This window comes from Corynebacterium sp. MSK019 (genome assembly GCF_030232425.1).
Taxonomy (GTDB): domain Bacteria; phylum Actinomycetota; class Actinomycetes; order Mycobacteriales; family Mycobacteriaceae; genus Corynebacterium; species Corynebacterium jeikeium_D.
This window is the reverse complement of record NZ_JASPJT010000008.1, coordinates 113,256-135,334: the sequence shown is the minus strand read 5'-3', so window position 1 is coordinate 135,334 and position 22,079 is coordinate 113,256. Positions and strand designations below refer to the sequence as shown.

Genomic DNA, 22,079 nt, shown 5'->3' with positions numbered 1-22,079 from the left:
ACTACGCGATTGACGATTATTCGGTTTTAGGTGACCGTGGCCGAAGGAGCCACGCTCTTTTGGGCAGGGCTGGGGCTAGCTCTTGGCTGTCAGAGCCTTCTTCCAGCTGACCGCGGCACCGGTGCGCAGGACATTGCGCGGGTAGATCCAGGCGGCGAGTGCGATGACTGCGGCTACTCCCACAACCATGATTAGCAGCGAAGCCGCCAACTGGAGTGCGGAGAAGTTGCCAACGGCGTACTGCATCGGGGCAGTGGTGATGGAAACCGGTGGAATCCACGCTGCAATCTGCATGACGGTAGAGTCCAGCTTGCTCCAGCCAAACAGCGGAACATACATCGTGATCAGCGAGAACACCAGTACCGGCATCTGTGCGCCCTGGAAATCTTCCATACGGCTGACCAAGGATGCGGAGGCTGCATACAGCGCGGCGAAGAAGAAGTAACCGAGGATGAAGCACGGGACCAGCAGCCAGACTGCGGACCACGGCACATCGAAGCTCTCCGCCAATCCGGTAATCATGAGGGCAACTGCGGCGCTGGCGGTCAGCACACTCATCATGATGATGCCAGCCAGACCGGCGCCGAGGATCTTGCCAGCCAGCAGGTGCGCCGGGCGAACGGTCGAGAGAATGATCTCGATGACGCGGGAGGACTTCTCCTCGATGACGCTGGTGGCCACCGCGCCGCCGAAGACGAGGATGGCGGTCATCATGACCATCACACCAATCAGTGTGATGACCACTGCGGGCATCTTCTCGTCTTTGGCTTCATCCAGCGACTCCACCGACACGGCTGCGCTTTGAGTCTTGGAGAAAAACTCGCTGGGGTTGATTCCGTTTTCGCTGAGCAGCATGGCTTCATTTTGTTTCTGCAGCGACTCCTGCAGCATTGGGGCCAGCCAGGATGGGGCGTCGTCGGCAAGCAGCTTCCACGAGCCCTCCTTGCCTTCTGCGGTGTCGGGGACGAGAGCGGCGTCGGCGTCGCCGTCGGTGACGGCAGCGCGAGCGGCCTTGTCGTCTGCCGCGGACGTAATCTCCAACGGTGAGAGCGATGCTGTGGCAAATGCGCCGGCTGCGGCATCCGCGCCTTCAGCATCCTTTATTTCGGCGGTGGCGTCGGCGAGAGAGTCCGCGAACGGCGCTTCTCCGACGACCGCGATTTTTACGGTGTCATTATCGGACTTGGAGGTCATGTAGTCGGCAACGAAGATACCGCCGACGGCCGCCACCGCCATGATGATCAGCGTAATTAGCGAGCTTTTCTTCAGCAGATGCTCGCGGAGTTCGCGGACGAAAACAGTCTTGACGGCCGTTGAGGCGTTGTAAGTGTTGGTGCTCATTGCTGTACGGCCTCCTGGTAGAGCTCGGTAAGTGGAATTTGCAGAGGTCCAAACGAACGGACCGTTCCCGCTGCCATCGCGCTGTGTAGCAGCTTCTGGTCGGTGTCGGCGGGGGCGTTGGAATCGAGGTGAACGACGGTGGCACCATGGGTATCACGCTCCACGCTTGTCACGCCCTCGACGGAGGTCGCCCAATCCTGGGGCGCACCATCGAGCTTGACGACGAAAGCCCGTGGGCCCCGTGCTCGCAGCTCATCAACAGTGCCTTCCACGAGCATGCGGCCGTCGCAGATGATGCCGACGCGGTCACACATGCGCTCGACAAGGTCGAGCTGGTGGGAAGAGAACACAGTCGGGGTGCCGCGGTCGGCGTACTCCTTGAGTACGGAGCTCATCACCTTGACCGCAACTGGGTCGAGACCAGAGAAGGGCTCGTCGAGGACTAGTATTTCTGGGTCGTGGACGAGGGAGGCTGCCAGCTGCACGCGCTGCTGATTGCCGAGCGAGAGCGTGTCGACCTTGTCGTTGGCACGCTCGGTGAGACCGAGGCGCTCCAACAAGTTGTCGGCATTGGATTCCGCGCGCTTGGTGGGCACACCGTGTAGGCGAGCAAAGTAAATCAGCTGCTTGCGGACTTCAGCCTTGGGGTAGAGGCCGCGTTCTTCTGGCATGTAGCCAATCGTGCGGCGCAGCGAGTCATTCATCGGGGTATCGCCGATGCGCACCTCGCCTTTATCGGTGGCCAGCACGCCCAGGGCAATGCGCATAGTGGTGGTCTTGCCGGCACCGTTAGAGCCGACGAAGCCGTAGATTTCTCCAGGGTGAACTTGGAAGCTCATGCCACGGAGAACCTGCAGGTCTCCGTAGGACTTCTCAAGCCCGTCAATAATGAGGCTGTTCATGGTGATCCTTAGATTGAGGAGTGAAGGGCAGAGGAGGGATATGAGTTTTTGAGCCCGTACTAGTCGTCGCGCAGATTCCAGGCGTAGACGACGGTGGGCAGCGTGGAAATGTAGAGGAAAGCGATAATTCCGAAGATTCCGAAGCTGTACGGAATGTAGCGTCCCCAGTCAGGTTGCGCGTTCAGGACATAGGTGCCCACCAGAACGAGAGCAAGGAAGGCCACCAAGCCGAAGTAGGTGAAGCAGCGATATGTCAGCCCCCGCAGGTTCAGAATCTGTTCCTGCTGGTATTCGTCCAGTAGCGAGGTCGGTGCGCTGTCAACCATGTCGACTGTGATGTTGAGGCTGGCCCAGACGACGACCATAATGAGGGAAATCACTGGCCAGAGCAGAGAAAGCCATCCCGGGAAAATATCGGTCAGGCTACCGAGAAGCGCGATGCCGCTCAGCAGCATCAGCACAAGGCACACCTCGAATGCGATGACCAGCTTCCGCCGCGCCGCCTGGTTGCGCCACTTGGGCAACCAGCTCGACATCTGCTCGACACGCTTTGTGTACTTCGCTTCGCGCCGGGCTTCTAGCTTTTCGAAAAAGTTCGGTGTTGCGTCTTCAGTCCGAATAGCTGGCATCGTTAGCTTTCCTTTCGGTATAGGGCAGAGGACATGGGCTTGAATTCCTCGCGAGAAAACACCGCCTCAACGGGGAGATCGAACACCGCGCAGATGCGAAATGCCAGATCCAAGCTGGGGTAGTGGTCACCTCGCTCCAACGCGCCAATCGTTTGAGGATTGACCTCTACTTGTTTGGCTAGTTCGGCTCGGCTGAGTCCGTGTTCTGCCCGCAGCACTGAAATTCTGTTGAATATCGGTTCTTTGGGTTTAATCTTTGGGGACACACTCCAAAGTGTTATATAAACACAACGCTACGTCAACTGTTCGCAACAAAATGAAGCGCACTCACCTTTCTAAACCGCAGCTCAGCGGGGTAGAAAAAATCTAAAAAATTTTCAGTCCGTACACTCGGTTGGCATGACCACACTCAATCTGAAGTACGATGCAGCGACAACCGGAATTGCCAACGTGGAAATGGTCGATGGCAACGCCATCCCGATTCTGGGGTTCGGTACCTACAAGCTTGACGATGAGCAGGCGCGCGAATCCGTGCGCTACGCCCTGGAAATCGGCTACCGCCACATCGACACCGCATCGCTCTATCGCAATGAGCGAGGGGTTGGGCAGGGTATTGCTGATGCGGTCGCTGCGAACGTCGTAAAGCGTGAAGATATCTTCGTGACCACGAAGGTCTGGAACGATGCGCAGGGGTCGGCGGCGACGCGCGAGTCCGTGCGGGCATCTTTAGAACGGCTCAGCCTTGACTACGTTGACCTGGTGCTTGTGCACTGGCCGGTGGAGAAGCAGGGGACGTTTGGGCAGTGTTTCGATACGCTGCTGGAGCTCAATCGTGAGGGGCTGATTCGCTCGGTTGGTGTGGCGAACTTTTACCCAGAGGTGCTCGACCAGCTCTCGGAGACTCCGGTGGTCAACCAGATTGAGCTGCATCCGCAGTTCCCGCAGAATGAGCAGGTTGAAGACGATCGTCGTCGCGGTATTGTCACGCAGGCTTGGTCGCCGTTGGGGCGCGCGAAGTACTTTGAGGGCTCGCCGATTGCTGAAATCGCAGATCGCCTGGGTAAAACTCCCGCCCAAGTTGCTATCCGCTGGCACCTTCAGCGTGGCATCGTGGCCATCCCGAAGTCGGGCACGCCGTCGCGCATCAAGGAGAACTTTCAGGTCACCGACTTTGAGCTCACCGACGAGGACATGGAAACGATTGCGTCGATGGCGCGTGCCGACGGGCGCCTGAGTGGCGACCCGCGGGTATTCGGCAACGAATAAGCGAATTTAGATTTGCTTATAGCCCCATCACTATTGGTGTTTCGCGGGTAGCCTAAATGCTATGACGAACCCAGCATCTGAAATCCGCGTCGAAGCCGACGGCGCAATTGTCACTATCACCATCGACCGAGATCATAAGCGCAACTCCCTGACTGCCGACGTGTGTCGTGACATCGCCGATGCGGTGGAAGCTGCCGCTGAGGTTCCAGAGCAGCGCGTTATCCTGCTGCGCGGCGAAGGCCGCGCTTTCTGTGCGGGCGCCGACCTGAGTGGCCAGCACCATGAAGATTCCTTCCACGAACAGCTCCGTCGAATGCTGCGCACAATCGAGGCCAGCCGTCTGGTGGTTATAGCGGATGTGCAGGGGCCGGCTGTCGGCGCTGGGATGCAGCTGGCGATGGCGGCCGATTTGCGCGTCGTGGGTGAGCGCGGCTGGTTTATGATTCCGCCGGTCAAGCTCGGTATCGCTGTCGATGCCTGGACAATTCGCCGCGTACGCGTACTCGTCGGCGGTGCCCGCGCCCGCACTATTTTGTTGGCGGCCGAGCGCATGGATCAGGAAGCCGCCCGCGGTTGTGGTCTGGCTTCCTACCTTGGTGGTCCGGACAAGGCGGAGGAGGTAGCGCTTCGTATCGCCACCTACGCGCCCCTGTCGCTGGCCTACCACAAGGCAGTGCTCAACGACGATGAGACACATAGCCCGTTGAAGGACTACCAGCAGGAGCTCTACGACACGGTGTGGGCTTCCGAGGATGCTGCGGAGGCATCGAAGGCGCGAGCCGAAAAGCGCGAACCAAATTTCATTGGCAAATAGGTCGAATAGGTTCAGCAATTAGGCGAATAGGGTAGGCAGGCATGGGCTCGTGGAAAACTCCCGACAGTGGTCTTACTCAACAGCAGGTCCAGCAACGCATCGAGTTGGGGCACGTCAACGAGCTGCCGCCAACATCCGGGCGCAGTGTGTGGGACATTATCCGTGCCAATGTGTTTACCCGGATTAACGGTATTCTCGCTGTGTTATTCGCAGTCGTGCTCTATACCGGCTCAATCGTCAACGGTGCCTTTGGTCTGCTGATTATCGCCAACTCTATCGTCGGCATCATCCAAGAACTGCGTGCCAAGCGCACACTGGACAAGCTTTCCATTGTCGGCCGTGCAAAACCCATGGTCATTCGCGACGGGGAGCCTGCTCGCGAGATCGACCGCGAGTCCGTCGTCCTCGACGATCTCATCGAGGTTGGTCCCGGTGACCAAATCGTCGTTGACGGTATTCTCCGCTACGCCTCTGACGTGGCTGTCGATGAGTCCTCTCTCACCGGTGAATCCGATGCCGTCGATAAGAGCGTTGGGGACATGGTCTACTCGGGTTCCTCGGTCGTGGTGGGGTCGGCGCGATATCAGGCCACCAAAGTGGGCAAGGAGGCTTACGCCGCCAAGCTCGCAGCTGAGGCCAACAAATTCACGCTGACTGATTCCCAGCTCTTCCGCGGCATCAACAAGATCCTGACCTACATTTCCTGGATTCTCATTCCCGTCGGCGCCTTGGCAATCTATACGCAGCTCTTTGTCGCCGGCGATGATTTCAACGATGCGCTGCTGGGGATGGTCGCCACGCTGGTGCCCATGGTCCCTGAGGGGCTTGTCCTCATGACCACCATCGCATTTGCCCTTGGGGTGGTGCGCTTGGGGCGACATCGAGTGCTGGTCAATGAGTTGCCCGCCATCGAAGGTCTCGCGCGTGTCGACACCGTGTGTGTCGACAAAACTGGCACGCTCACCGAAAATGCGATGCAGCTAGTGGAAGTCGACATCGTATCGGGTGACGGTACCTCCCGCGATGAGGTCGACTCCGCACTCATCGATCTGTGCAAGCTCGACGATCGTCCCAACGCAACGGCTCGTGCACTGCTCAATGGGCTTGCGGACGCAGGGGACGTCGTAAAGCATGAACAAGCCAGAACCCGCCCCTTTGCCTCGGCGAATAAGTGGTCGGCGCTGACGTATCACGGCGGTGCGACGTGGGTTTTCGGCGCGCCCGATGTGCTTGTCGACGACTCCGCGGTCGGCATGCAGAAAGCTCGGCAGCTTATGGAGGAAGGACTTCGTGTGCTCCTGCTCGCGCGGACATCAGTTGGGGCAGATGACCTGCCCGGCGGTGCGCTGCGGAAGAGTGGCGAGGTGGAGTTGGAGCCAGTCGCACTTGTCGTGCTGGGGCAGAAGGTGCGTTCAGATGCGGCGGACACGGTGGCCTACTTCTATGAAGAAGGCGTCGAGGTCAAGGTCATTTCTGGTGACAATGACCGCTCCGTGGGGGCTGTTGCACGTGAGCTGGAAATGGAGGGGGCTAACAATCCTGTCGATGCGTCTGAGCTTCCGGTCAGCCGCGATGAGAATAGCGAAGCCAAGCCCACCGAGATCCGCAACGAGTTCGCAGACATTGTGGAGTCGCGGCAGATCTTCGGCCGTGTCACGGCCGAGAATAAGCGCGATATGGTTCATGCGCTGCAGTCGCGGGGGCATCATGTGGCGATGACCGGTGATGGTGTCAATGATGTGCTGGCGCTAAAAGCGGCGAACCTGGGCGTGGCTATGGGCGATGGGGCGCCGGCGACACGTTCGGTTGCGCAGTTGGTGCTGTTGGATAATCGCTTCGCCGTGATGCCGATGATTGTGGCGGAGGGGCGTCGCGTCATTGGCAATATCGAGCGCGTGGCCAACCTCTTCTTGACGAAGACTATCTACTCGGTGGTGCTGGCGCTGGCTGTGGGGCTGTGGGGGATGGATTATCCATTCGAGCCGATTCATGTGACCATTACGGGATGGTTCACGATTGGAATCCCGGCCTTCGTGCTGTCGTTGGCTCCTAACTTGGAGCGTGCGCGCGATGGTTTCGTACGGCGCGTGTTGCGCTTAGCGATACCGGCGGGCATCACGGTGGGGTTGTTGACCTTCATGTTTTGGTTGTGGGCAAACCCGGGAGTCGACGCCAGCGATGCGGCACGAGGGGAGGCGTCTACTGCGACCCTCATTGTGCTGATTGTTTCGGCATTTTGGGTTTTGGTGGTCGTGGCTAGGCCATACACCTGGTGGAAGGTTCTGTTGCTGGCGGTATCGGCAGGAGCCTACCTGTTCATCTTCTCGGTTCGTTCAGTGGCCACAGTGCTTAATCTGTACTGGGTAGGGCGGGAGCTGTTGATTCCCGCGCTGATTGTGGGAGCCATCGGTGCGGGCATTATCGAAGCGCTGTGGTGGTGGCGTCAGAGTAAGCCATTGCCGGAAGAAGCGGAGAACACGAGTACAACGGCGTAAATGGGGGTAGTAAAAACGGCGCCTAAGTATGCAGGTAATGGCGTTTTTGGGGGTGCCTTAAGGCTCGCTGAGAAGTAGTTAGCCGCATTTAACTTCTTTGCTAACTGTGTTCCAGGTAACTTTGTTTCCACACATAATGAAAAATGTGGTGCATGGCACACCCTCGGGGTGGCTGTGCTGGACCTCATTACGAACACCTGCATAACTTCCTGGAAAGGATTAGCCCGTGTCCGCAACTCCCTTGCCGGCAGACCGGCATAAGCCACAGGCGGCCGAGTACCGCTACGTGCAAAACTCAGCGCAGTTCCAAGAGCTCCGCTCTACATTCCGTTCTTTCGCCATCCCGATGACCGTCGCAGGTCTGGTGTGGTACATCGCATTCGTTCTGTTTGCGACGTTCGCGCCAGACCTCATGGCGACTCCCGTACTAGGCAATATCAACCTGGGCATCGTCCTTGGTCTGCTTCAGTTCGTGACCACCTTCGCCATCACCTGGGTGTACATCAACTTCGCCAACAAGAAGCTCGAGCCGATGCAGGCAGAGCTGCGCGAGGCACTGGAAAGCGGAGAAATCGCTGAAATCGTCGCAAAGAAGGAGGCATAGGCATGCTGACTAGTTTCTTTGCTGCAGATGACACTGCAGCAGCAGGTAACCCGATTCTCAACATCGCGGTCTTCGTCGCCTTCATTGTTGCGACCATGTTCATCGTTACTCGAGTGGGCAAGGGCGGAAACAAGGGAGCATCAGACTTTTACACCGGTGGCGCACAGTTCTCCGGTACCCAAAACGGTCTTGCCATTGCGGGTGACTACCTCTCGGCGGCTTCCTTCCTCGGTATCGTCGGCGCCATCGCGCTGACTGGTTACGACGGATTCCTTTACTCCATCGGCTTCTTCGTAGCCTGGCTGGTCGCGCTGCTGTTGGTTGCAGAGCCGCTGCGAAACGTCGGTAAGTTCACCATGGCCGACGTGCTGTCCTTCCGTCTTAAGCAGCGCCCGGTACGTACTGCGGCTGCTATCTCGACCCTCGCGGTGACCCTGTTCTACCTCATCGCGCAGATGGCCGGTGCAGGTTCCCTGGTCGCCGTGCTGCTCAACATCCACGACTCCACTCAGCAGTCCATCGTTGTCGCAGTCGTCGGCATCATCATGGTTGCCTACGTCCTCATCGGTGGTATGAAGGGCACGACTTACGTGCAGATGATTAAGGCCGTCCTGCTGGTCGGTGCTGTCATCATCATGACCCTGATCATCCTGGTTGGCGTTAAGGGCAACTTCTCCCAGCTCCTGCAGGACGCAGTGGACATGCACGCAAGCTCGGATTACATCGCCGAGAAGGGCTACGAAGCCTCCGCCATTCTTGAGCCGGGTCTGAAGTACGGCGGCTCCTTCGTCCAGCAGCTGGACTTCATCTCTCTGGGCCTGGCACTGGTCCTCGGTGTTGCTGGTCTGCCACACGTGCTCATGCGCTTCTACACGGTGCCGACCGCAAAGGAAGCTCGTAAGTCCGTGACTTGGGCAATCATCCTCATCGGTGGTTTCTACCTGCTGACCCTGGTGCTCGGCTACGGTGCTGCTGCACTCGTCGGCCCGGACCGCATCATGGCCGCGCCGGGCGGGGCCAACGCTGCAGCTCCGCTGCTGGCCTTCGAAATCGGTGGCTCCATCTTCATGGCTGTGATTTCCGCAGTGGCGTTCGCTACCGTGCTGGCCGTGGTCGCTGGTCTGGCAATTACCGCTTCCGCGTCTGTCGGCCAGGACCTCTACCAGGCCGTGATTCGCAAGGGACAGGCCACGGAAGCCGAGCAGGTTCGTGTCTCCCGCATTACCGTTATCGTGCTGGGTGTTGTCGCCATTATCCTCGGCATCCTGGCCATGGGGCAGAACGTCGCCTTCCTGGTGTCGCTGGCCTTCGCAGTGGCAGCATCCGCAAACGTGCCGACCATCCTGATGTCCCTGTTCTGGAAGCGCTTCAACACCGCAGGCGCAGTTGCCTCCATGTACACCGGTGTCATCGCCTCGCTGGTTCTGATTATCTTCTCCCCGGCAGTCTCCGGCGCTGAGTCCTCGATGATTCCGTCCGTTGACTTCTCCTGGTTCCCGCTGACCTCGCCGGGTCTGCTCGCAATCCCGCTGGCGTTCCTGGCTGGCATCATCGCCACCTACATGGGTAAGCCGGATAACTTCGATGACCTGGCAGCTGAGATGGAAGTTCGCTCCCTGACCGGTGTTGGTACCGAGGCTGCGGTTGATCACTAATAACCACTGAGCCTTTGGCTGGCAACGCTGCCCGAACAGCTCGGCCAAACTCAATTAACTGAATAGACAAATGCAAAAGCCCCGTTATCGTCACTGGTAGCGGGGCCTTTGTGGTGGGCGCGGGGTCGTCGTCAAGCATGTGCGAATCAGTGCATGATAGTTAATGGACGGGCCTGTTGCCCTGGCTCCGCAGGGGCTCGCGGAAGCGAGCACGGAGTCTTAGATATAAGGTGGGAAGGTAACAATCTGGTTTGCCCCACCGCAATAATTGGAGTGTGTATGACTGACAATTCTGGCGCTTCTGAGAACAACAATTCTTTCCGTAGCGCCCTGCATGATGAGCACGTAAGCCTTGGCGCAGAAATGCGCAATGTTGGTGGCTACGAAGTGCCGTTCCGCTACTCTTCGGAAATTGCAGAGCACAACGCAGTGCGTGAGGCCGTTGGTGTTTTCGACCTGTCGCTGATGGGTATCATCCGCGTCACTGGTGAGGATGCGGCGGCGTTCCTTGCACACTCCCTGATTTCGGCAATCAAGCCGCTGGCGTTGGGTCGTGCCAAGTACACCATGATTGTGCAGGAAGACGGCGGCATTATTGATGACCTCATCATTTACCGCCTCGGTAGTCACGAATTCATGCTGGTGCAGAATGCCGCAGCCGCTGAAGATGTGTACTCGACGCTGCGCGAGCGCGTTGGTGGCTACAACGTCGAGGTTGAGCGCATGAATGACAAGAATGTGCTCCTGGCCATTCAAGGGCCGAAGGCTGCGAAGCTTCTGCGCCGTCTGTTGCCACAGGATCTGCACGCGACTCTCGATGGCATGAACTACTACTCTTGCACTCTGCTCGAGGTCGCAGGTGTGGAAATGATTGTTGCCCGAACCGGCTACACCGGTGAGGACGGCTTCGAGATCTTCCCGCCGGCTGACCGCGCCGTCGAGGTCTGGCGTGCAATCATTGCAGCAGGTGGCAAGGTGGAAAACCCGGAGGATCCGGCTGACAACGGCGCTGACCTCGGCCTGCTGCCGTGTGGTCTGGCCTGCCGCGACACCCTGCGTCTTGAGGCCGGTATGCCGCTCTATGGCTACGAGCTGACTCGAGACCGCACTCCGCTGGAGGCCGGCTTGAAGTCCATCATGGGGCCGACCAAGGGGCAGTTTATTGGTCGCAATGCCCTGATTAACCGTCCGCAGTCGAAGGAGCTGCTGGTTGGTCTGCGTTTCTCCGGTGATGAAGCTCCCAAGCGTGGCACCAAGCTCATTGATGCGGAAGGTAACGAGGTTGGTGTGCTGACTTCCGCCAAGGTGTCGCCGACTTTGGGCCACCCCATCGGTTTTGCATACGTTCAGCGTTGGCAGTCCTCCACTGGCACTGAGCTGACCGTTGAAGGCGCCGACATTACCGCCACCGTCGTGCCGACGCCGTTCTACAATCGCCGTCACCGCAAGTAGGGGAGCGCGGGTGCTCCGCCGCATTGTGGCGGGCTCAGATCTGTTCAGGTTCGTCTCTTCGTATCTGTTGGGTAAATAAAAAATCCGCTGCAGTATTGTTGCAGCGGATTTTGGTTTTTAGGGCGAGCTAGCGCACCTTACCTAACTAAGTCCCGAGCCGACGAACCTCGCAGCCAGAGACGAACCTAGCGGAACAGGCCGGTGAGCCCATGATTATCTTCGCTTGGCTGCTCTTCCTGCTCCGATTCCGATTCTGTCGGCTCGCCGGAGGTTGTCGGAGTCGTTGAAGTATCGGGCGGCGTGGAAGTATCAGAGGTCGTCGAGCTCTCCGTCTCACTTGTCTCCGTTGTGCTCTCGCTCGGAGTCGTCGGCTCAGGTTCCTGAGGCAGTGGCTCAGTGGTCGTCGGAGTAGTGGAAATCCACATTTGCTGCGATGTCGGGTTCGCGGGGGTTTGCTGCAGCACCGTCCACACTTCCTGCTCGCCGACTTGTGCGCATTCAAGATTCTGGCCGTTGGCGCTCATTCGTATTTCCCCGGTCTGGTTCGGGCACAGCTGTCCGATGCGCGGCGTACCGCCTTCTCGAACCTTTGGTCCGGTCGTCGTCGGCGAACTCGTCGTCGACACCGTAGTAAGTTGGCTTGACGACGAGGTTTGCGTCGCGGCAACCTCCTCGCTTTCGTTGTTGGCACAGCTGGTGGCCGTGGCTGCGAAGGTGAGGAAGCAGCAGGCCAGCGCCAGCTGCCGGCGGTTCTTGCGCCGGACGGCAGTGAGTTGAGGGTGCTGTACGGCTGACAGCTGAGTTCGCGTATTCACATCCATCTCACTTTCTGGGCTTCTCGGGCCTGCGTCGCGTGGTTTAATTCTCGGCTTTCTGGGTAGGGACTCCTGAAAAACCACTGGGGGTGCCAGCTATAGGGGAACTTGCCGAGTTATTGGCAAGGTAGTTGCTGACACCCAATAGATAGGTTGATTCAACCGGCAACTATACAGTCGACTTTTCGATTTGCATACTGGATGCTTCTAATCGTGGCAGAACGGGTGCGGTAGGGAAAGGCAATTCGTCTGTGAAGTCATAAGTGGTTTTGATAGCGTGTGTCCCATGTATCGGCGCACCCCGAATCGATTCCCCGTAAAGAGTAATGCGGATTTGTTCGCTCGGCGCAGTGGCGCGTGGATACTGGATTCGTTCCTTGTAGGAATCTTTGTTGCCATCATTGTGGTACTTGGCAAACTTGCGTGGGAAGCAGCCATGGCGAACTGGGCGCTGCCGAGTCCGCCAGAGTTCAGGATTTTGTATGGTGTCATATTCCCAGCTGTCTTTTTCTTTGTGCGCGTGGTTGCAGAGGCTCGCGGTGAACAGACGTTTGGTAAAAGCGCATTTTTGCTACACGTTGTTCCAGCGCGGAAAGCAGACTCTGGGGCAACTCCGTTCGAAGTCGCTCAGCCAGAGGGAACATCGGAGCTCGAATCAGGAGACGATTCTTGGCACAGAGGTTGGCGGGCAGCGGTACGTAATTGTTACCTATTGTCGCTGATTTTCTTGCCTACGGGTTTTGAGCCAAACGTTGAACTGTTTTTTGGTGTCCTGATGATTTGGGTTGCTGTTTGCCGCTGGCACCCATTCGACTGGTTGGCAGGAAAACGCGTCGTTGTTGAAAGGCGTAGCGAGCGCTAACGTTCGAGCAAGCGTCAGGCCCTGGCTCTTTCCTCCTCGGCCTCAACCTCAGCGTTGAATTCTCGTTTAGAAGACTGCCACTGGTCTTCGGTCATACCGATACGCCAGTAGCCAGAAATGGAAACGTCTTTCTTCGGGATCTCAGATTCGACGAAGAGGAAGCGGCGCAATTCCTTGATCATCTCGGCGACACCGTGGATGAACCAGCTAGTTTTCTTACCTTCTGGAATGCCCGCCTCGCGCACTGCGCGGGATAGCTCTGTGCCGTGGGTTGCGCCGTTGCGGAGGACCCAATGGACTTCCACACCCTCTCGGGTTGGGAGCTCAAACTTCCGATCTTCGGACTCGATTTCGATGTATGCGGTTGCGGTCGTGCCTGCTGGGAGGTGCTTCAGTCCGGCGCTGATAGCTGGCGCTGCGGACTCGTCTCCGGCGAGTACAAAGTGTTCATATTCTGCTGCAGGTCCCCATGCGCCTCCTGGCCCTAAGAAGCCACGCTTGTCTCCGATTTCGGCTACGCGTGCCCACGGTCCAGCCAGGCCGGAATCGCCGTGGGTGACGAAGTCGACGTCAAAGTCGCCGGTTTCGGAGTCCACATTAATCAGAGTGTATGTGCGGGTGATTGGCAGTTTGTCTCGCGGCTGTTCGGCGCGAATTTTCGCAATATCGAACGGCCAGGAGTAATCAGCGTCCTCTGGCACAAACAATAATTTGATGTAATGGTCGGTAAACTCCAGCTCCTTGCCCACAAATGCAGGCGAGTTCATGCTCAAACGAACAAGGTCTGGGGAAATCTGGCGACGTCCAGTAACTGTTGCCTCGTGTGCCTTACGGGGCTTACGCTTCGGTGCTGCTGCTTTAGCTAGGCCAGCCATAGTTGTCACTGTCCTTCAACAAGTCTTGGGCTGTTTTGTACTGGCGGAAGTCTACACGCCACGTGATTAGGTAAGCCTAACACAAGTGTTTCTGGAAATTGCTGGGTGATGCGTTCTCAGGAGGGGGCGTAGTGGCCGGTCGTGAGAAAAACAAAGAACCCTCGCGCCCTATATGTAAAAGGTCACGAGGGTATTTGTGCCCCAGAGAGGAATCGAACCTCCGACACCGGCTTTAGGAGAGCCGTGCTCTATCCACTGAGCTACTAGGGCAATCATCTTCCGGGTAAAACAGCCGTGAAAACACATTCTCGGCGGCCGGAAAATTACTTCATCACTTTAACGCATCTGCGAGCTCTAGTGGCAATTGGGTCCTCGACCTGACACGCAAACATGCAGGAAGCTCGCTATTACCCCCATGTGCTTTTGTGCTCGGCGGTGCCGCCCGGAATCTGGCTAACATGGTTTATAACGAGCGACTTTCTTGCGCTTGCGGTCGCAACAGCGCTACTTATTTTCCGGTCGCTGTTTTGGAGGAGGATGACAATATGATTAAGCCAACTTTCACGGATGTCAACGGTGTCAAGATTAAGTGCTCCATGACCACGGACTCGGACAAGCCGCACCTTTTGGTTTCGCGCATGGAAGATGATGGCTCTTTGACTCCGATTCTGGAGATGAACGTGTACGACTCCAAGTACATGGCCAACGCTTGCGAGATTTACTTGAAGCAGGCCGCTTCGGCTAACCTCCAGGGTTCGATGGCTGGCCTGTCTCCAGATGAGATGGCTGAACAGTTCGGTTACGAGGGAGATCCGACCAATCACTAGTCGAAACGACGCCGCCCGCACTCAGGCCGAGAGCCCTGTATACAGCGGATATGTCGATGTAGACGTCATCGGAATCGGCGCCGGTAGTCCGAGCCACATTACGCTCGAGGCTATCGGCGCTCTTGCTGATGTCGACGTAGTTTTTGCTCTCGACAAGGGTGATGCCAAAGCGGACTTGTTGGCTGCGCGACAGGCGATCGTCGATAAGCATGCGCCGCATGTCGAACTCGTTACCGTTCCCGACCCGCCACGTGACCGCACGCCCGATAACTACGGCGCAGTCGTCCGTGACTGGCATCAGCGCCGTGCAGAGCTGCTTGCCGACGCCTTCGTCGCTCACCTCGGACGAGAGGGCAAGCGCCGCGGTGCGTTCTTGGTCTGGGGTGACCCCTCCTTGTATGACTCAACATTGCGGATTTTGCAGCGCGTCCGCGACCTTGGGCTGGACGTGCGCTCGCGAGTTATCCCCAGTGTGACGGCGATTTCCGCGCTGACCGCAGCGCATGGAGAGTGCCTGAACCAGATTGGTAAGCCGGTATTGATTACCACTGGTCGGCGCCTGGGGGAGCGTGCGCCTGGCATGGATGCGGTGGTGATGCTCGATGGCGGTGCAGCCTGGCTCGAGCACGCGGACCCGGAGGAAGAGATTCTCTGGGGTGCATTCCTGGGAACGGAGCTGGAGACGCTCCGCCGTGGTCGCGTTGGCGACGTCGGCGAAGAGATTGCGGAGCTGAAAAAGAAGCTCCGTGCGGAGCACGGTTGGATTATGGATATCTACCTGCTGCGTTCCGGCGCCTAGGACTGAGCAGTCGTAGCGGTGCCAGTTCGGCTAGCTGACTTTCTTGCCCAAGAAGCCCTCTGCCCACCGGTGGAGGGCTTTTTCGGCGGCTTCGACGCCGTCGGCGACGGTTACCTTGGTGAGGACCTGATCGTCGTTAGGCAACACGCGTGCGGGATCGCCTGCGGGACGGACGGTGATGCTGACGTGGTCGGCATTGATGACCTCGACGGTTGCTAGTGCGAGCATCTCGACGTTCGTCTGCTCAGCAACCGCAAAGCGGTAGGCGGTGTCGTTTTCCCACTCGGTGGTGGAGTTCCGAAGGAACTCGGCGACGGAGTCAGGGGCCAATTCTGTGAGTAATTGGGTTGCGACCGGGGCGTCATCGACGCGGGAATCGTGGCGCAGCGGACGGCAGTAGAAGCGGCCGGCATTTACTTCCATGGGTTCCATACCGTCCACTCTAGACGTCCTGAACAGTGTTTAAGGGCGCCGGGGGAGGGGCTGAAAAGAATCAAGCGGGGCTGGCTGCGAATCCCATCGCAACCAGCCCCGCTTAGAGCTTTAGAACTACTTCAGTTCCATCAGGACATCGCCCTTGCCGACACCTGAGCCAGCCTCGGTAGCCAGACCCGTGACAACGCCGTCCTTGTGAGCCTTGACTGGGTTTTCCATCTTCATGGCCTCAAGGACAACCACGGTGTCACCCTCGGAGACTTCCTGGCCCTCTTCGACGTTGACCTTGATGACGGTGCCCTGCATCGGAGCAACCACAGCGTCACCGGAAGCGGCCTTCTTGGAACCGCCAGCGCGCTTCTTCTTGCTCTTCTTCTTGGCACCAGCGTTGCCGCCGCCCAGAGCCAGGTCGCCCGGCAGGGCTACCTCGACGCGGCGACCGTCGATCTCGACGACAACCTTCTGAGCCGGAACGGTGTCGGTGTCAGCGTCGGAGTCACCGTCGTACGGAGCAATCGGGTTGTCCCATTCCTCTTCAATCCACTTGGTGTAGACGTCAAACTTCTCGCCATCGCCGACAAACGCCGGGTTCTCCACAATGTGGCGGTGGAACGGAATGACCGTTGCCAGGCCCTCAACCTGGTACTCGGACAGAGCACGAGCGGAGCGGCGTAGGGCCTCTTCGCGGGTCTCGCCCCAAACAATCAGCTTGGCCAGCATGGAGTCGAACTGGCCGCCGATGACGTCGCCCTCCTTGATGCCGGTGTCCATGCGGACACCCGGGCCGGACGGTTCGACGTACTTGGTGATGGTGCCCGGAGCCGGCATGAAGTTGCTGCCGGCGTCCTCGCCGTTGATGCGGAACTCGAAAGCGTGACCGCGCATCTCCGGGTCTTCCTTGATGGACAGTTCCTTGCCTTCAGCAATGCGGAACTGCTCGCGGACCAGATCGAGGCCGGTAATTTCCTCGGTGACCGGGTGCTCCACCTGTAGACGAGTGTTGACCTCGAGGAAGTTAATCAGACCGTCAGCGCCAACCAGGTACTCAACGGTGCCCGCACCGTAGTAGCCAGCCTCGCGGCAGATGTCCTTAGCGGACTGGCGCAGGCGCTCATCCTGCTCTGGGGTCAGGAACGGAGCGGGTGCTTCCTCGACGAGCTTCTGGAAACGACGCTGTAGCGAGCAGTCACGGGTGGAGGCGACAACGACGTTGCCGTGCTTATCAGCGAGAACCTGGCACTCGACGTGGCGTGCCTTGTCCAGGTAGCGCTCTACGAAGCACTCACCGCGACCGAAGGCCGCAACGGCCTCACGGGTAGCGGACTCGTAGAGGTCGGCGACCTCTTCCATCTTGTGTGCGACCTTCATGCCGCGGCCACCGCCACCGAAAGCGGCCTTAATGGCGATTGGCAGACCGTGCTCCTTAGCGAACGCGACGACCTCGTCTGCATCCTTAACTGGCTCCTTGGTGCCTGGAGCCATTGGAGCGTCAGCCTTCAGCGCGATGTGACGAGCGGTGACCTTGTCGCCCAGGGCGCGGATGGACTCTGGTGACGGGCCAATCCAGATCAGGCCAGCGTTCTCAACAGCCTCAGCGAAGTCGCCGTTCTCCGACAGGAAGCCGTAGCCCGGGTGGATGGCATTAGCGCCGGACTTCTTTGCGGCGTCCAGAATCTTGTCGAAGACTAGGTACGACTCAGCGGAAGTGGTGCCACCGAGAGCAAAAGCCTCATCCGCCATGGTCACGAAAGGAGCGTCCGCATCCGGCTCGGCGTAAACGGCGACGGAAGGAATGCCTGCGTCCTTCGCAGCGCGAATAACGCGAACGGCAATCTCGCCACGGTTGGCGACGAGAACCTTCGTGATTTTTTCAGTGGTCTGCTCGGACACGAAATCCTCCATTTTTCGTGGGCACCCCGAGAATTGGCCCTCGGGGCAGGTTGCGACAGTCATTTGTAGGAATCACAAGCAGCACTGCAGTTAACTGAGTGGTGAACCGCAATACGGTTAACCACGCGGTAGCTAACAGCGTGTGACCCAATGTCTCCATTGTGTCACAGGTGCGGTAAGCAACCTCTTATTGCTCGCTACATAAGGGGGTAGGGATTGTGATCTTGAGCAGCGTTCAAGTGAGTGTGGGGGCAGCTGAAGTGGCTATTTTTCGCCCAAAAACCTAGGTTTGTGGTTAAAATTATCACCCAAGAGTGCAACTGCCGCCCCCTTGATCGGGGGCGGCAGGGGGAAACTAAATCTCCGATGTAGAGCCAGTCGCGGACGCCGGAAAACGGTGGGGGAAGCGCCCACCGGTTGCATCGATCGCCTACAGGCTTCCCGGCTCCGAACCGTGGGCAATGGGCATGCCAATCATATTGCCCCACTCAACCCACGAGCCGTCGTAGTTGCGAACATTCTCGTGGCCGAGGAGATGGTGCAGTACAAACCAAGTGTGCGCGGAGCGCTCGCCGATGCGGCAGTAGACAATCGCCTCATCTTCAAATTGGACGTGCGCGTAAATCTGCTCGAGCTCTTCGCGATCGCGGAAACGCGAGTTCGGGTGAACGGACTGATTCCATGGAATGTTTACCGCGGTTGGAATATGGCCACCACGCAGGACGCCTTCCTGTGGGTAATCGACCATGTGGGTTCGTGCACCGGCATACTCCTCCGGAGTGCGCACGTCGATAATCGGAGCCTTTCCAATGAGCTCACGTGTATCGCTGAAGTAGGCACGCATTGTCTTATCGTCGCGCTCGACGACAGGGTAGTCAGTGCGTGGGTAATTGGGGACCTCGAAGCTCGTGTCTCGTTCTTCAGTCATCCAGGCATCGCGGCCACCGTTAAGCAGACGCACGTCGGGATGCCCAAAAAGCTCGAAAACCCAGAGTGTGTAGGCGGCCCACCAGTTGGACTTGTCGCCGTAGATTACGACGGTGTCGTCCCGCGAGATACCCTTCTCGCGCATGAGCTCGGCAAAGCCTTCGGCGTCGATATAGTCGCGGCGCACAGGATCGTTGAGGTCGTGATGCCAGTCGATGCGAACCGCGCCCGGAATATGTCCAATGTCGTAAAGCAGTGAGTCCTCGTCGGATTCAACAACGCGCAGACCGGGAGAGCCCAGTCGGGCAGCAAGCCAGGAGCTAGAGACGAGGCGCTCAGGGTGGGCGTACTGCTGGAACTGGGGGTGCGGGTCGTGCGGAACAGCCATCGGATACTCCCTTGGCGCAAGTTGGGTGGGTGGGACTTTCTGACGTTTATCGTCGATTGCATATCTAGTTTACGGGTCGCGTGGCGAACGGCGGAATAGTCCCCAGTGTGAGCGCTTTCCGACGGCAACAATTGCGTCCGCGGCCACCCTGGGATACGCCTCACAGTTGGGGGTAAAAGCAGTGTTTTCAGCGCGCTTGGAGTCCAGGTAGTGCCCTAAAATTTAGCTGAGAGTTAGCGCAAAAACTGTGTTGATTCGTATCACTGGAAAATGGGCTGAAATGGGCTATCTGCCTGGGTATTCGCTGCGTTACGGAGACAATTGAGTGCCGGAAGTCCATGTATTTTCTTAAAAGGAGTGCCTGTGCACAAGAACATTGTTGTATTCGAGATCGAGGGCGGCTCGGACAAGTACTTCGACGGACACCGCAAGGACACCATGCCAATCGTCAACGCTATCCGCGAAGCCGGTTGGTCCGCTGAGGTCGTCTACTACCGACCGGAGTGGAAGGACGACCTGTACGACTACGTCTCTCAGAACTTCGACGGCTACATCTCCCGCGTAAACCCGGGCAACATCCCGGGTGGTGAGAGGGGCTACTTCGAGCTTCTGACCAGTCTCTCGGTCGCTGGTTTGGTTGGTATGTCCACCCCGGGCGAGATGATGGCCTACGGCGCAAAGGACGCACTGGTCAAGCTCAAGGATACTGACCTGGTTCCGTCTGACACCGCTGCTTACTACGACGTCGAGGCATTCCACAGCACTTTCCCGACCTCCCTGTCCTACGGCGAGCGCGTCCTTAAGCAGAACCGTGGCTCCACCGGATCTGGCATCTGGCGCGTGCGCATCGCTGATGAAGAGGTTGCTAAGAACGTTGAGCCGGGCACCCCGCTGCCGCTGAACACCAAGCTGAAGTGCACCGAGGCCGTGGACAACCACACCGAGACTCGCGAGCTCGGCGAGTTCATGGATTTCTGCGACCAGTACATCATCGGCGATAACGGCATGCTCGTGGACATGCGCTTCATGCCGCGCATCACCGAAGGCGAAATTCGCATTCTGCTGGTCGGTCCGCACCCGGTCTTCGTGGTTCACAAGAAGCCGGCCGAGGGCGGCGACGCTTTCTCCGCAACCTTGTTCTCTGGCGCGAAGTACACCTACAACAAGCCGGAAGAGTGGCAGGACCTCATCGACATGTTTGCTGAGGCTCGCCCGGTCATTGCCGAGAACCTCGGTGGCGACAATATCCCGCTAATCTGGACCGCTGATTTCATGCTGGCAGACGGCGAGGACGGCGAGGACACTTACGTTCTCGGCGAGATCAACTGCTCCTGTGTCGGCTTCACCTCCGAGCTGGATATGGGTATTCAGGAGCTTGTTGCTCAGGAGGCCATCAAGCGCGTTGAGGCTGCTAACAAGTAGTCTCAACAGCTAAGAAAACCGCACCAATTTGGTGCGGTTTTTGCTTTACGACGTCCTTGCGATGCCTACCGATTCCAGAACTGGGAGACCGAATAGCCGTAGCGATACAGAGCTCGGCGCACGACAGGTAGCGACAGTCCGATCACACTGGATGAGTCGCCATTGATGCCATCGACAAACCAGCCGCCTAGAGCCTCCAAAGTAAACGCGCCAGCGCACTTCAGCGGCTCGCCCGTCGCAGCGTAGGCACGGATGTCCTCTTCTGGGACTTCAGCGAAATCGAGGGAAGTAATCGCCACCTCAAGGTGCTCGCCCTTTGGTGTCACGACACAGTGACCAGTAATCAGCTCAGCCGTCCGGCCACTCTGTTGATGCCAGCGCTCAATGGTCTTTTCTTCCGTGTGGGGCTTGCCCTGCAACTGCCCGTCGAGAAGCAGCATTGAATCCCCGCCAATGACAATGTCATTGGGGTAGGCCGGAGAGGCAGCGTGTGCCTTGGCCTGTGCGAGTTCCTCGACGATGCGTACCGGCGATGCGTCCGGAAGGGCTGTGATTACGGCATCCTCGTCGACGTTGGGCGCTACTGTGATGGGCTCGATGCCTGCAGAGCGCAGAATGTGCAGTCGCGAAGGGGAAGTGGAAGCCAAGACGATTCGGGGGCTGCTCATAGTTAGTGATTTTAGTGAGGGCGGAATCGTAAAGCCTAATTTTTGTGGCAAACATGCGTGGGGTTGGCCCGATTGTAAGAACAGGCAGATTTTTTTAGATGGCAGCTGCCTTCTAGTGATGTAAAGTAAAGTGGACATCAAGTTAAAGAAAGTACACAGATGAGTGGGGAAGAACGTTCGAACCAGGTCAGGAGATACCGACGCTGGTTGGAGCTGAGCCAAGCGGATTTAGCCGCGAAGGTGGAGGTCTCGCGGCAAACCATTGCAAATATCGAGCGGGGAAATTACTCGCCTTCGGTGTATTTGGCGTTGCGTATCTGCAAGGTACTGGGAAAAACAGTCGAAGAAATTTTTGGTGAGGAAGGATACTGACAATGTCCTATGCGGATGTCGTAATTGAACGCAACAGCGCCACGGTGGACGATGAGTATCAGCAGATGTTGCTGCATAAGTCCTACACGTACGGGTTCACAATGATGATGTGGGCTAATTACGTGCTTGCAACGGTACTGATTTGGCTCATTCCAGAGCCAAAGATGGTGGGCGTGACAGTGGCAATCATCTTGATGCCGCTGGTTGGACTCCTGTTTTCGCAGCGGTGGTTGCGACGTCAAGTGCCAATGCCGAAGATTAATGGTCTTACAAAAGGCGAGATTGCAGCACTCGTAGCCGTCATTGGGCTGTGGCTGATTGGTTTTATCAGAGTGCAAATGCTCTCTGAGGCAAGCGCTGGTGGGGCACTATCGGAATCGTGGGGATTCATTGCCGGCGCTGTGGTGGGTGCTGCCATCGGTCTGGCGTTTGTGTATTTCCTGTTCAAGGTGGTGTGGCCGGTAGCTCGCAACCGTGATCAGCGTCGGCTGGACCGGGAGCTCGATGACGAGTTTGATGGCGAGTCGCTGGGTGAACAGCGCTAGTAATAAGCAGTGGTCAAGGCTAAGGCAGTAACAAAAACCAAAGCGCCACCATCGGAAAACCCGATGGTGGCGCTTTGTGCTAGCGAATCGACGCAG

The 22,079-nt window shown here is 58.0% G+C and carries 22 protein-coding genes and 1 tRNA gene; 12 read left to right on the top strand and 11 right to left on the bottom strand.

The features are described 5' to 3' along the window. Window positions 1-75: 75 nt before the first annotated feature. From QP982_RS07430 to QP982_RS07415, 4 genes are read right to left on the bottom strand one after another with little or no spacing between them, the layout of a single operon-like run. Window positions 76-1,341, bottom strand: coding sequence for an ABC transporter permease (locus QP982_RS07430; RefSeq protein ID WP_016423304.1), 1,266 nt, complete (start codon window positions 1,339-1,341; stop codon window positions 76-78). Beyond that, complete coding sequence (locus tag QP982_RS07425) at window positions 1,338-2,243, bottom strand: ABC transporter ATP-binding protein (protein WP_284870366.1); 906 nt, start codon at window positions 2,241-2,243, stop codon at window positions 1,338-1,340. The genes QP982_RS07430 and QP982_RS07425 overlap by 4 nt, the downstream gene beginning before the upstream one ends. Window positions 2,244-2,302: 59 nt before the next feature. Then, the gene (locus QP982_RS07420; RefSeq protein ID WP_284870365.1) at window positions 2,303-2,872 is read right to left on the bottom strand and encodes a hypothetical protein; all 570 of its coding nucleotides are present in this window, start codon (window positions 2,870-2,872) and stop codon (window positions 2,303-2,305) included. Window positions 2,873-2,874: 2 nt separating this feature from the next. Continuing rightward, window positions 2,875-3,138, bottom strand: coding sequence for a helix-turn-helix transcriptional regulator (locus QP982_RS07415; RefSeq protein ID WP_042388879.1), 264 nt, complete (start codon window positions 3,136-3,138; stop codon window positions 2,875-2,877). Window positions 3,139-3,271: 133 nt separating this feature from the next. Here QP982_RS07415 and QP982_RS07410 point away from each other — a divergent pair, with 133 nt between their 5' ends. The 6 genes from QP982_RS07410 (at window position 3,272) to gcvT (ending at window position 11,158) form a co-directional block, all read left to right on the top strand. After that, complete coding sequence (locus tag QP982_RS07410; protein WP_069359658.1) at window positions 3,272-4,138, top strand: aldo/keto reductase; 867 nt, start codon at window positions 3,272-3,274, stop codon at window positions 4,136-4,138. Between the two features lie 61 nt (window positions 4,139-4,199). Further along, window positions 4,200-4,952 (top strand): enoyl-CoA hydratase, encoded by a 753-nt coding sequence (locus QP982_RS07405; RefSeq protein WP_048733677.1) that lies wholly within the window; start codon window positions 4,200-4,202, stop codon window positions 4,950-4,952. 41 nt (window positions 4,953-4,993) lie between these two features. Next, window positions 4,994-7,447 (top strand): HAD-IC family P-type ATPase, encoded by a 2,454-nt coding sequence (locus tag QP982_RS07400; protein WP_284870364.1) that lies wholly within the window; start codon window positions 4,994-4,996, stop codon window positions 7,445-7,447. Window positions 7,448-7,673: 226 nt separating this feature from the next. Then, window positions 7,674-8,051 (top strand): DUF485 domain-containing protein, encoded by a 378-nt coding sequence (locus tag QP982_RS07395; RefSeq protein WP_016423298.1) that lies wholly within the window; start codon window positions 7,674-7,676, stop codon window positions 8,049-8,051. Window positions 8,052-8,053: 2 nt separating this feature from the next. After that, a complete protein-coding gene (locus QP982_RS07390; protein ID WP_070549884.1) occupies window positions 8,054-9,706 on the top strand; it encodes a monocarboxylic acid transporter in 1,653 nt (550 codons plus the stop codon). A gap of 279 nt (window positions 9,707-9,985) precedes the next feature. Further along, window positions 9,986-11,158 carry a glycine cleavage system aminomethyltransferase GcvT gene (gene gcvT, locus QP982_RS07385; protein ID WP_016423296.1) on the top strand — a complete coding sequence of 391 codons (1,173 nt, stop codon included), beginning with the start codon at window positions 9,986-9,988 and terminating at the stop codon, window positions 11,156-11,158. A gap of 185 nt (window positions 11,159-11,343) precedes the next feature. Here gcvT and QP982_RS07380 read toward each other — a convergent pair whose 3' ends face one another. Continuing rightward, on the bottom strand, window positions 11,344-11,979 hold the full coding sequence (locus QP982_RS07380; RefSeq protein ID WP_284870363.1) for a hypothetical protein: 636 nt from the start codon (window positions 11,977-11,979) through the stop codon (window positions 11,344-11,346). Between the two features lie 280 nt (window positions 11,980-12,259). On the opposite strand from QP982_RS07380, the gene QP982_RS07375 reads away from it, so the two are divergent. Further along, the gene (locus tag QP982_RS07375) at window positions 12,260-12,835 is read left to right on the top strand and encodes an RDD family protein (RefSeq protein WP_284870362.1); all 576 of its coding nucleotides are present in this window, start codon (window positions 12,260-12,262) and stop codon (window positions 12,833-12,835) included. A 14-nt stretch (window positions 12,836-12,849) separates the two neighbouring features. On the opposite strand, the gene QP982_RS07370 is transcribed toward QP982_RS07375, so the two are convergent. Together QP982_RS07370 and QP982_RS07365 are read right to left on the bottom strand one after the other, a co-directional pair. Further along, the gene (locus QP982_RS07370) at window positions 12,850-13,710 is read right to left on the bottom strand and encodes a siderophore-interacting protein (RefSeq protein WP_016423293.1); all 861 of its coding nucleotides are present in this window, start codon (window positions 13,708-13,710) and stop codon (window positions 12,850-12,852) included. A gap of 197 nt (window positions 13,711-13,907) precedes the next feature. Beyond that, window positions 13,908-13,980 (bottom strand) — tRNA-Arg (locus QP982_RS07365). Window positions 13,981-14,255: 275 nt separating this feature from the next. Here QP982_RS07365 and QP982_RS07360 point away from each other — a divergent pair. Together QP982_RS07360 and cobF are read left to right on the top strand one after the other, a co-directional pair. Further along, window positions 14,256-14,537, top strand: a complete 282-nt coding sequence (locus QP982_RS07360) for a cg0963 family protein (protein ID WP_016423292.1) — start codon at window positions 14,256-14,258, stop codon at window positions 14,535-14,537. Next, a complete protein-coding gene (gene cobF, locus QP982_RS07355; RefSeq protein ID WP_016423291.1) occupies window positions 14,488-15,336 on the top strand; it encodes a precorrin-6A synthase (deacetylating) in 849 nt (282 codons plus the stop codon). The genes QP982_RS07360 and cobF overlap by 50 nt, the downstream gene beginning before the upstream one ends. A gap of 30 nt (window positions 15,337-15,366) precedes the next feature. Here cobF and QP982_RS07350 read toward each other — a convergent pair whose 3' ends face one another. The 3 genes from QP982_RS07350 to QP982_RS07340 all read right to left on the bottom strand — a co-directional run bounded on the left by QP982_RS07350 (window position 15,367) and on the right by QP982_RS07340 (window position 18,976). Next, complete coding sequence (locus QP982_RS07350) at window positions 15,367-15,768, bottom strand: hypothetical protein (protein WP_042388876.1); 402 nt, start codon at window positions 15,766-15,768, stop codon at window positions 15,367-15,369. Between the two features lie 117 nt (window positions 15,769-15,885). After that, window positions 15,886-17,673 (bottom strand): acetyl/propionyl/methylcrotonyl-CoA carboxylase subunit alpha, encoded by a 1,788-nt coding sequence (locus QP982_RS07345; RefSeq protein WP_042388874.1) that lies wholly within the window; start codon window positions 17,671-17,673, stop codon window positions 15,886-15,888. A 418-nt stretch (window positions 17,674-18,091) separates the two neighbouring features. Beyond that, window positions 18,092-18,976: a sulfurtransferase gene (locus QP982_RS07340; protein WP_070545931.1), complete on the bottom strand. Its 885-nt coding sequence runs from the start codon at window positions 18,974-18,976 to the stop codon at window positions 18,092-18,094. Between the two features lie 363 nt (window positions 18,977-19,339). Between QP982_RS07340 and QP982_RS07335 the strand changes: the two genes are divergently transcribed. Continuing rightward, complete coding sequence (locus QP982_RS07335; RefSeq protein ID WP_049189713.1) at window positions 19,340-20,398, top strand: Cj0069 family protein; 1,059 nt, start codon at window positions 19,340-19,342, stop codon at window positions 20,396-20,398. A gap of 65 nt (window positions 20,399-20,463) precedes the next feature. Here QP982_RS07335 and QP982_RS07330 read toward each other — a convergent pair whose 3' ends face one another. Next, entirely contained in the window at window positions 20,464-21,066 is a 603-nt protein-coding gene (locus QP982_RS07330; protein ID WP_016423286.1) for a Maf family protein, read from the bottom strand. Window positions 21,067-21,225: 159 nt separating this feature from the next. On the opposite strand from QP982_RS07330, the gene QP982_RS07325 reads away from it, so the two are divergent. Next, window positions 21,226-21,438, top strand: a complete 213-nt coding sequence (locus QP982_RS07325; protein WP_048733637.1) for a helix-turn-helix transcriptional regulator — start codon at window positions 21,226-21,228, stop codon at window positions 21,436-21,438. A 2-nt stretch (window positions 21,439-21,440) separates the two neighbouring features. Then, entirely contained in the window at window positions 21,441-21,983 is a 543-nt protein-coding gene (locus QP982_RS07320) for a hypothetical protein (protein WP_049193052.1), read from the top strand. The last annotated feature ends 96 nt before the right edge of the window (window positions 21,984-22,079 follow it).

Excerpts from the sequence above, each read along its gene's own strand:
- QP982_RS07430 (WP_016423304.1), bottom strand. The coding sequence starts at position 1,341 with ATGAGCACCAACACTTACAACGCCTCAACGGCCGTCAAGACTGTTTTC.
- QP982_RS07425 (WP_284870366.1), bottom strand. The coding sequence starts at position 2,243 with ATGAACAGCCTCATTATTGACGGGCTTGAGAAGTCCTACGGAGACCTG.
- QP982_RS07420 (WP_284870365.1), bottom strand. The coding sequence starts at position 2,872 with ATGCCAGCTATTCGGACTGAAGACGCAACACCGAACTTTTTCGAAAAG.
- QP982_RS07410 (WP_069359658.1), top strand. The coding sequence starts at position 3,272 with ATGACCACACTCAATCTGAAGTACGATGCAGCGACAACCGGAATTGCC.
- QP982_RS07405 (WP_048733677.1), top strand. The coding sequence starts at position 4,200 with ATGACGAACCCAGCATCTGAAATCCGCGTCGAAGCCGACGGCGCAATT.
- QP982_RS07400 (WP_284870364.1), top strand. The coding sequence starts at position 4,994 with ATGGGCTCGTGGAAAACTCCCGACAGTGGTCTTACTCAACAGCAGGTC.
- QP982_RS07390 (WP_070549884.1), top strand. The coding sequence starts at position 8,054 with ATGCTGACTAGTTTCTTTGCTGCAGATGACACTGCAGCAGCAGGTAAC.
- gcvT (WP_016423296.1), top strand. The coding sequence starts at position 9,986 with ATGACTGACAATTCTGGCGCTTCTGAGAACAACAATTCTTTCCGTAGC.
- QP982_RS07380 (WP_284870363.1), bottom strand. The coding sequence starts at position 11,979 with ATGGATGTGAATACGCGAACTCAGCTGTCAGCCGTACAGCACCCTCAA.
- QP982_RS07375 (WP_284870362.1), top strand. The coding sequence starts at position 12,260 with ATGTATCGGCGCACCCCGAATCGATTCCCCGTAAAGAGTAATGCGGAT.
- QP982_RS07370 (WP_016423293.1), bottom strand. The coding sequence starts at position 13,710 with ATGGCTGGCCTAGCTAAAGCAGCAGCACCGAAGCGTAAGCCCCGTAAG.
- QP982_RS07360 (WP_016423292.1), top strand. The coding sequence starts at position 14,256 with ATGATTAAGCCAACTTTCACGGATGTCAACGGTGTCAAGATTAAGTGC.
- cobF (WP_016423291.1), top strand. The coding sequence starts at position 14,488 with ATGAGATGGCTGAACAGTTCGGTTACGAGGGAGATCCGACCAATCACT.
- QP982_RS07350 (WP_042388876.1), bottom strand. The coding sequence starts at position 15,768 with ATGGAACCCATGGAAGTAAATGCCGGCCGCTTCTACTGCCGTCCGCTG.
- QP982_RS07345 (WP_042388874.1), bottom strand. The coding sequence starts at position 17,673 with ATGGAGGATTTCGTGTCCGAGCAGACCACTGAAAAAATCACGAAGGTT.
- QP982_RS07340 (WP_070545931.1), bottom strand. The coding sequence starts at position 18,976 with ATGGCTGTTCCGCACGACCCGCACCCCCAGTTCCAGCAGTACGCCCAC.
- QP982_RS07330 (WP_016423286.1), bottom strand. The coding sequence starts at position 21,066 with ATGAGCAGCCCCCGAATCGTCTTGGCTTCCACTTCCCCTTCGCGACTG.
- QP982_RS07325 (WP_048733637.1), top strand. The coding sequence starts at position 21,226 with ATGAGTGGGGAAGAACGTTCGAACCAGGTCAGGAGATACCGACGCTGG.
- QP982_RS07320 (WP_049193052.1), top strand. The coding sequence starts at position 21,441 with ATGTCCTATGCGGATGTCGTAATTGAACGCAACAGCGCCACGGTGGAC.